At 71.7% G+C, this 6,717-nt stretch carries 5 protein-coding genes; 3 read left to right on the top strand and 2 right to left on the bottom strand.

Features of this window, described 5'->3' with window-relative positions:
• Positions 1 to 205 precede the first annotated feature (205 nt).
• The gene (gene sigJ, locus AC07BS_RS35085; protein ID WP_478935583.1) at positions 206 to 1,114 is read left to right on the top strand and encodes an RNA polymerase sigma factor SigJ; all 909 of its coding nucleotides are present in this window, start codon (positions 206 to 208) and stop codon (positions 1,112 to 1,114) included.
• Positions 1,115 to 1,188: 74 nt separating this feature from the next.
• Positions 1,189 to 2,352: an NAD(P)/FAD-dependent oxidoreductase gene (locus tag AC07BS_RS35080; protein ID WP_478935582.1), complete on the top strand. Its 1,164-nt coding sequence runs from the start codon at positions 1,189 to 1,191 to the stop codon at positions 2,350 to 2,352.
• Positions 2,353 to 2,436: 84 nt separating this feature from the next.
• On the opposite strand, the gene AC07BS_RS35075 is transcribed toward AC07BS_RS35080, so the two are convergent.
• Complete coding sequence (locus AC07BS_RS35075) at positions 2,437 to 4,005, bottom strand: SulP family inorganic anion transporter (RefSeq protein ID WP_478935581.1); 1,569 nt, start codon at positions 4,003 to 4,005, stop codon at positions 2,437 to 2,439.
• A gap of 536 nt (positions 4,006 to 4,541) precedes the next feature.
• On the opposite strand from AC07BS_RS35075, the gene proC reads away from it, so the two are divergent.
• Complete coding sequence (proC, locus tag AC07BS_RS35070; RefSeq protein WP_478651068.1) at positions 4,542 to 5,351, top strand: pyrroline-5-carboxylate reductase; 810 nt, start codon at positions 4,542 to 4,544, stop codon at positions 5,349 to 5,351.
• 2 nt (positions 5,352 to 5,353) lie between these two features.
• Here the strand turns inward: proC and trpS are convergent, their stop codons facing one another.
• The gene (gene trpS / locus AC07BS_RS35065; RefSeq protein ID WP_478651070.1) at positions 5,354 to 6,379 is read right to left on the bottom strand and encodes a tryptophan--tRNA ligase; all 1,026 of its coding nucleotides are present in this window, start codon (positions 6,377 to 6,379) and stop codon (positions 5,354 to 5,356) included.
• Positions 6,380 to 6,717: the final 338 nt, after the last annotated feature.

Below are 6,717 nucleotides of genomic sequence, written 5' to 3'. Positions count from 1 at the left end.
CAGGGGGGACCCTGTGGGAGAGTAGGACGCCGCCGAACTCCTTTTGAGAGAAAGCCCTGATGGGGAACCTTGGTTCCCTGTCAGGGCTTTCTTGCGTTTTCCGGCCATGTGCCGCCCCCCCATGTCACACATCGCCTCGCCATCCCGTCCTCCTTCCCGGAGCGGTTCCGCTCCCGAGACGTCCGAGGAGACAGGCAGGCCCCCCATGGCATCCCTCACCGACTTCGAGACCCACCGCCGCCGGCTCTGGGCCGTCGCCTACCGCATCACCGGCTCCGTCGCCGACGCCGAGGACGCCGTACAGGAGGCGTGGCTCCGCTGGCAGCGGCTTCCGGACGGCGCGGCCGAGGACCCCGGTTCGTATCTCACGACCGTCGTCAGCCGCATCTGCTACGACCAGCTCGGTTCCGCCCGGGCTCGGCGCGAGACGTATGTGGGCTCGTGGCTGCCCGAGCCCGTGGTCTCCGAGGCCCCGGGCGGTGCCGGGACCGCGGGGCCCGAGGACCGGGTGACGCTCGACGAGTCCGTGGGCATGGCTCTGCTGGCCGTGCTGGAGCGGCTCACCCCCGCCGAGCGGACGGCCTTCGTCCTGCACGACGTCTTCGGGGTGCCGTTCCCCGAGGTTGCCGACGTGGTGGGCCGAACCCCGGACGCGGTACGGCAGTTGGCGTCCCGTGCCCGTAAGCGCGTACGCTCCGAGGCTCCGCGCAGGTCCGTCGACCGGGCGGATCACCAGCGTGCCGTCGAGGCCTTCCTCGCCGCCGTGGTGGGAGGAGACATCGACGCCCTGCTGGCGACGCTCGACCCTGAGGTGGTGTGGCGCACGGACGGCGGCGGCAAGGTGTCGGCGGCCCGCCGGCCCGTGCTCGGCAGCGACAAGGTCGCCCGCTTCGTGCTCGGTCTCGCCCAGCGCTTCGACGCCGCGACCATGCGCATGGTCGTGCGGGACGTCAACGGGGCGCCCGGCCTGGTCCTCGTGGACCCGGCGCGGCAGTGGACCTCGGTCTCGGTCTACGCGTTCACCGTGCACGAGGGGCTGATCACCGAGGTCGACGCCGTCGCCAATCCCGACAAGCTGCGGCACCTGGACCTGGGGGAGTTGGGGGCGCTGTGAGTCGTGTGAAGCCTGTGAAGCCCCGGCTTCCGGAGGCGATGTCACAGTCCGCGCGTCCACGTCGTCTCCCGGGCATGAACCCGAACGTGCAGATCACTCCGAGCGCCGTCCCCGACCGGGCGGACGCCCACGGTGCCGGCCACCGGTCCGGTGCCGGCCACCAGGTCGTGGTCCTCGGCGCCGGTTACGCCGGCCTGACCGCCGCCCTGCGTCTCGCGCCCCACGTCCGCGTCGTCCTGGTCGACCCCAGCCGGCACTTCACCGAGCGCGTCCGTCTTCACGAACTCGCCGCCGGCCGACCCGCCGTGACCCATCCGCTCGCGTCCCTGCTCCGCGGCACCGGCATCGAGCACGTGCCCGCCCGGGCCGTCGAACTCGACACCGCGACCCGTCAGGTCCGCACCGACGAGGGCAGGGTGCTGTCCTACGACCGGCTCGTGTACGCGCTCGGCAGCACGACGGACCACCCGTGCGCGTACTCCTCCGACTCGGCCGCCGAGCTGCACGAACGGCTGGTCGGCCGGCCAGGCCGGCTGACCGTCGTGGGTGGTGGCCTCACCGGCATCGAGCTCGCCTCCGAGCTCGCCGAGGCGCATCCCGAATGGGAGACCCGGCTGCGTACGTCGGGCGTCGTGGGCGCCGGGCTCTCGGAGAAGGGCCGGGCGCATGTCCGTGGGACGCTCGCCGCGATGGGCGTGCGGCTGGAGGAGGAGCGCGCGGCGGCCATGCCCGACGACGACGCCGCGGGCGTGGCCGGCACGGCGGCCGTGGCCGATGCCGTGGACGCGGATGTGGTCGTCTGGGCGGGTGGCATGCGGCCGGTCACCGATCTGGCCGCCCGGGCGGGCCTGGCGCTCGACGCCTCCGGGCGGATCGCGGTCGACCGTACCCTCCGCTCGACCACCGACCCGGCCGTCTTCGCGGTCGGCGACGCCGCCGGGACCGGCCTGCGGATGGCCTGTGCCGTCGCGATTCCGTCGGGCCTGCACGTCGCGGCGGCGGTGGTCGCCGACCTGGCGTCCGACCGGCCGCGGGCCCTGTCCTTCCGTTTCGTGTCGCAGTGCATCAGCCTCGGTCGTTCCGACGGACTCCTCCAGCTCGTGCGCGCCGACGACTCCCCGCACCCGGTCGTGCTGACCGGTCGCCCGGCCGCGTTCATGAAGGAACAGGTCGTGCGGTCGACGGTCAGGGCGCTGCGGCTCATGGCGGCACGGGCCCGCGCGGGAGCGAAGGGCTGAGCGAAGGGCTGAGCGAAGGCCTGACGCGACCGCGTGGCCCGGGGGACCCCCTCCGTCGTCCCCCGGGCCGGCCATGGGTGGGGCCTAGACCGCCACCACCTGCCCGGTGGCCTCGCCGTTCCCGTCGCCGTTCCCGTCGCCGTCCCCGGCGTCCCGCCGGAGCGTCGCGTTCCGGTCCGCCCAGCCCAGCAGGGCGGTGTGGCAGGCGCGGTCCATGTGCCGCAGCCCGCTCAGGTCGAGCTCGACGCCGCCGTTCGTGCGCGGCAGCGCGTCGAGCTCGTCCAACAGCCTCGGCAGGCGCAGGAAGTTGGCGTTGCCGAGGACCCGGACGCTGAGCATGCCGTTCGGCCTGGTCACCGTCTCGACGTGGACGTGGGAGGTCTCCCAGGCGGCCTTCACGACGGCGAGGAGGAGGCCGATGATGACGCCCTCGAAGAGGTTGGTGACGACGATCGCGACGGTGGTCGTCACCAGGACCGCGACCTCACCGCGCTGGTCCCGCCACAGCGGGCCGAGCTCCTTCCCCGGCAGCAGCTTCCAGCCCGCGTGGACGAGGACGCCGGCGAGAGCGGCGAGCGGTACGAGTTCCAGGGCCCAGGGCAGCAGGGTGACGAACACGAGCATCCAGACGCCGTGCAGGACGCGCGAGGCCTTCGTCCGGGCGCCCGCGCTGACGTTGGCGGAGCTCCTTACGATCACCGCGGTCATCGGCAGCGCGCCGAGGGCGCCGCACACGGTGTTGCCGGCGCCCTGCGCGATCAGTTCCTTGTCGTAGTCCGTGTGGGCGCCGTCGTGAAGCCGGTCGACGGCAGCCGCGCTGAACAGCGATTCGGCGGAGGCGATGAGCGCGAACGCCAGGACGGTCCCCAGCACCCCGAACTCGGTCAGGCGCGCGAAGTCGCCACCACCCGGTGGCTGGATCGCGTCGAGGAGGCCGCGCACCTGGACCCGGTCGACGGGCAGCCGCAGCACCGCCACCGCGGCCGTGGCCAGGACGACCGCCGCCAGGGGGCCGGGCACCACGCGCTGGGCCTGCCGCCAGTGCGGCCACAGCACCAGGACGGCCGCGGTGCCGACGCCGACCGCGACGGCGGCCATCGCGTCGCCCGAGGCGAGGGTGTCGGTGAGCAGGGTGACCAGCCCGCCCAGCTTCTCCAGGCCGCCGGCGGGCGGGTCGGCGTCGGCGAGCGCGTAGAGCTGGCCGGCGATGAGGACGATGCCGATGCCCGCGAGCATCCCCTGCACCACCGCCACCGAGATCGCCCGGAACCAGCGCCCCAGTTTCAGCAGGCCCATGGCGACCTGGAGCAGCCCGGCGGTCAGCACCAGGACGCCCAGGGCCCCGAGCCCGTACTCCCGCACGGCTTCGTAGACGAGGACTGTCAGACCGGCCGCCGGCCCGCTGACCTGCAGGCTGCTGCCCGGGAGCAGGCCGGTGAGCAGGCCGCCGACGATGCCGGTGACGAGCCCCAGCTCGACGGGGACGCCGGAGGCGACGGCGATCCCGACCGAGAGCGGCACGGCTATGAGGAACACGACGAGCGACGCGGTGAAATCGGCCCGGAGATTGTCCCGGAGGTTGGTCTTCAGGGTGCTCCTGAAGCCGACGCGGGGTTCGGTGTTCCGGGCATGGCGGAAGGATTTCTTCTGCATGAGGACTGCCTCCAGCGCGCTCCAGGCGCGCGCAGCGATGCGATGGGGATCGTTGCGTCGTTGCGGAACAGAAGGGGAGGGAGAGTACGGACGGAGTACTGCGGGAGTACCGGGGAGTACCGGGGAGTACCGGCGGAAGCGTCACGTCGCGTGGAAAGGGGCGTCGGCGCACGGGTGCCCGCACGGGAGGACCGTGTGACGGGCCGACGCCGTCGTTTCCTCCGGCGCCGTGCTGTTAATCACTCGACCATATTTTGGCCAAGTTGTGGTGCGGATCCGCGAGTTGGTTTGTAACCACGGTGTAAACGCGGTGTCGAGCAAGGTGTCGAATCGCAGGACCGGACGGTTCCGATCACCCCGGCGGAATCCCTCGCGTACGTCCTCGTCTCCCTGACCCCATCCGTACCGAGGTCCGTACCCCGGTGCGTACCGAGGTACGGACAAAGGCACCGCACCCGGCCACCGGATGCGAAGATGACCGGCCTACGCCGACGCACAGCGCAACGACGCAACGAGAAGGTGAGCCCGTGAGTCCCGTGGCACAGAAAGTCGCCGTCCTCGGTACCGGAAAGATCGGCGAGGCACTCCTCAGCGGCATGATCCGCGCCGGCTGGTCGACCGGCGATCTGATGTGCACCGCCCGCCGCCCCGAGCGCGCCGAGGATCTCCGCACCCGCTACGGCGTCGAGGTGGTCACCAACACCGAGGCCGCCAAGGCCGCCGACACCCTCATCCTGGCCGTCAAGCCGCAGGACATGGCGACCCTGCTCGAGGAACTCGCCCCGCACCTGCCCGCCGACCGGCTGGTCATCAGCGCCGCGGCCGGCGTGCCCGCCGCCTTCTTCGAGGAGCGGCTCCCCGCCGGCACCCCGGTCGTCCGCGTCATGCCGAACACCCCCGTCCTCGTCGACGAGGGCATGTCCGTCATCTCCGCCGGCTCCCACGCCACCGAGGACCACCTCCTCCGCACCGAGGCGATCTTCAAGCCGGTCGGCAAGACGCTCCGCGTCCCCGAGACCCAGCAGGACGCGGCGACCGCGCTCTCCGGCTCCGGCCCGGCCTACTTCTACTACCTCGTCGAAGCCATGACCGACGCCGGCATCCTCCTCGGCCTCCCCCGGGACAAGGCCCACGACCTCATCGTCCAGGCCGCCATCGGTGCCGCGGTCATGCTCCGCGACAGCGGCGAGCACCCGGTCAAGCTGCGCGAGGACGTCACCTCCCCCGCCGGCACCACGATCAGCGCGATCCGCGAGCTCGAAAGCCACGGCGTACGGGCCGCGCTGATCGCAGCCCTCGAGGCCGCCCGCGACCGCAGCCGCGAGCTGGCCTCGGGCGGCGCCTGACCTCAAGAAGAGATGGAGGCGGCCGGCGCGGCGATCGGAGGCATCAGACCGATGGCCCGGTACGCCGTGTCGACCGTCGGCCGGGCGAGCGCCCGCGCCCGCTCGGCACCCGCCCGCAGCACCTCGTCCACATACCCGGGGTCAGCGCACAGCCGCGCGTGCCGCTCCCTGACCGGACGCAGCAGCTCCACGACCGCCTCCGCCGTATCCCGCTTCAGCGCGCCGTACGAGCTGTACGACTCCGCCAGCTCCGCGGGCTTCCGCCGCGTACAGGCCGCCAGGATCTCCAGCAGGTTCGTGACACCGGGCTGCGCCTCGCGGTCGTACGCCACCTTGTTCCCGCTGTCGGTCACCGCCCGCATCACCTTCTTGCGCACGACGTCCGCCTCGTCGAGCAGATAGACGATCCCGGCCGTCTCCGCGTGCGACTTCCCCATCTTGGACGTCGGGTCCTGGAGATCCATCACCCTGGCCGCCACCGGCGGGAGGACGGCCCTGGGGACGGTGAAGGCCTGGCCGTAGCGCTGATTGAAACGCATGGCGAGATCACGGGTGAGCTCGACGTGCTGGGCCTGGTCGTCACCCACCGGTACCTCGTCCGCCCCATAGGCGAGGATGTCCGCCGCCATCAGTACGGGATACGTCAGCAGGGACAACCGGACGCTGCCGCCCGTCGCCCGTTCCCGCGCGGCCTTCTCCTTGTACTGGATCATCCGGCGCATCTCGCCGTCGGTGGCCGTGCACTCGAGCAGATAGGCCAGCCGGGTGTGCTCGTCCACGTGGCTCTGAACGAACACCGTGCAGAGCTCCGGGTCCAGGCCGGCCGCCAGGAGCAGGGTCACCGCCTGCCGGCTGAGCCTTCGTACGCGGGCGGGATCGTGTTCGACCGTCAACGCGTGGAGGTCGACGACACAGAAGAGGGCCTCGGCACGGCGCTGGTCGACGTCCACCCACTGGCGCACGGCCCCGAGGTAGTTGCCGAGGGTCAGGTGTCCGGTGGGCTTGATGCCGCTGAAGATGCGAGTCATGGGGCTGAGCTCTCCTCGAGGTGAGGGACCACCGCCACAGACAGCAAAACGGCCGCCGAGGCGGCGGCCGGTGGGTGCATGCGCAGGTCGGGCCGCCGTCAGGCGGCCCACCACTGCTGGACGAGCGCATGCTGGGTCATGGCTCGACGGTACGCCGCCGAAACCGGTTGCGCCACGGGTTTGATGCGGGCTACACGAGCGTGTAGAGTTCTCCGAGTTGCCAGGCGGCAACGAACCCCCGCTACTTGCACGGTCCCTGAACGGGATGGATTCCGGCGTGCCCGGAATTCTGAACGAGAAGGCCCTCCGGTTCCGATTAGGAGCCGGAAGGAAAATCC

Source organism: Streptomyces sp. NPDC044063 (assembly GCF_056434285.1).
Note: the sequence above shows the minus strand (reverse complement) of the source record. Positions and strands in the feature narration are given on the sequence as shown.

Excerpts from the sequence above, each read along its gene's own strand:
- sigJ (WP_478935583.1), top strand. The coding sequence starts at position 206 with ATGGCATCCCTCACCGACTTCGAGACCCACCGCCGCCGGCTCTGGGCC.
- AC07BS_RS35080 (WP_478935582.1), top strand. The coding sequence starts at position 1,189 with ATGAACCCGAACGTGCAGATCACTCCGAGCGCCGTCCCCGACCGGGCG.
- AC07BS_RS35075 (WP_478935581.1), bottom strand. The coding sequence starts at position 4,005 with ATGCAGAAGAAATCCTTCCGCCATGCCCGGAACACCGAACCCCGCGTC.
- trpS (WP_478651070.1), bottom strand. The coding sequence starts at position 6,379 with ATGACTCGCATCTTCAGCGGCATCAAGCCCACCGGACACCTGACCCTC.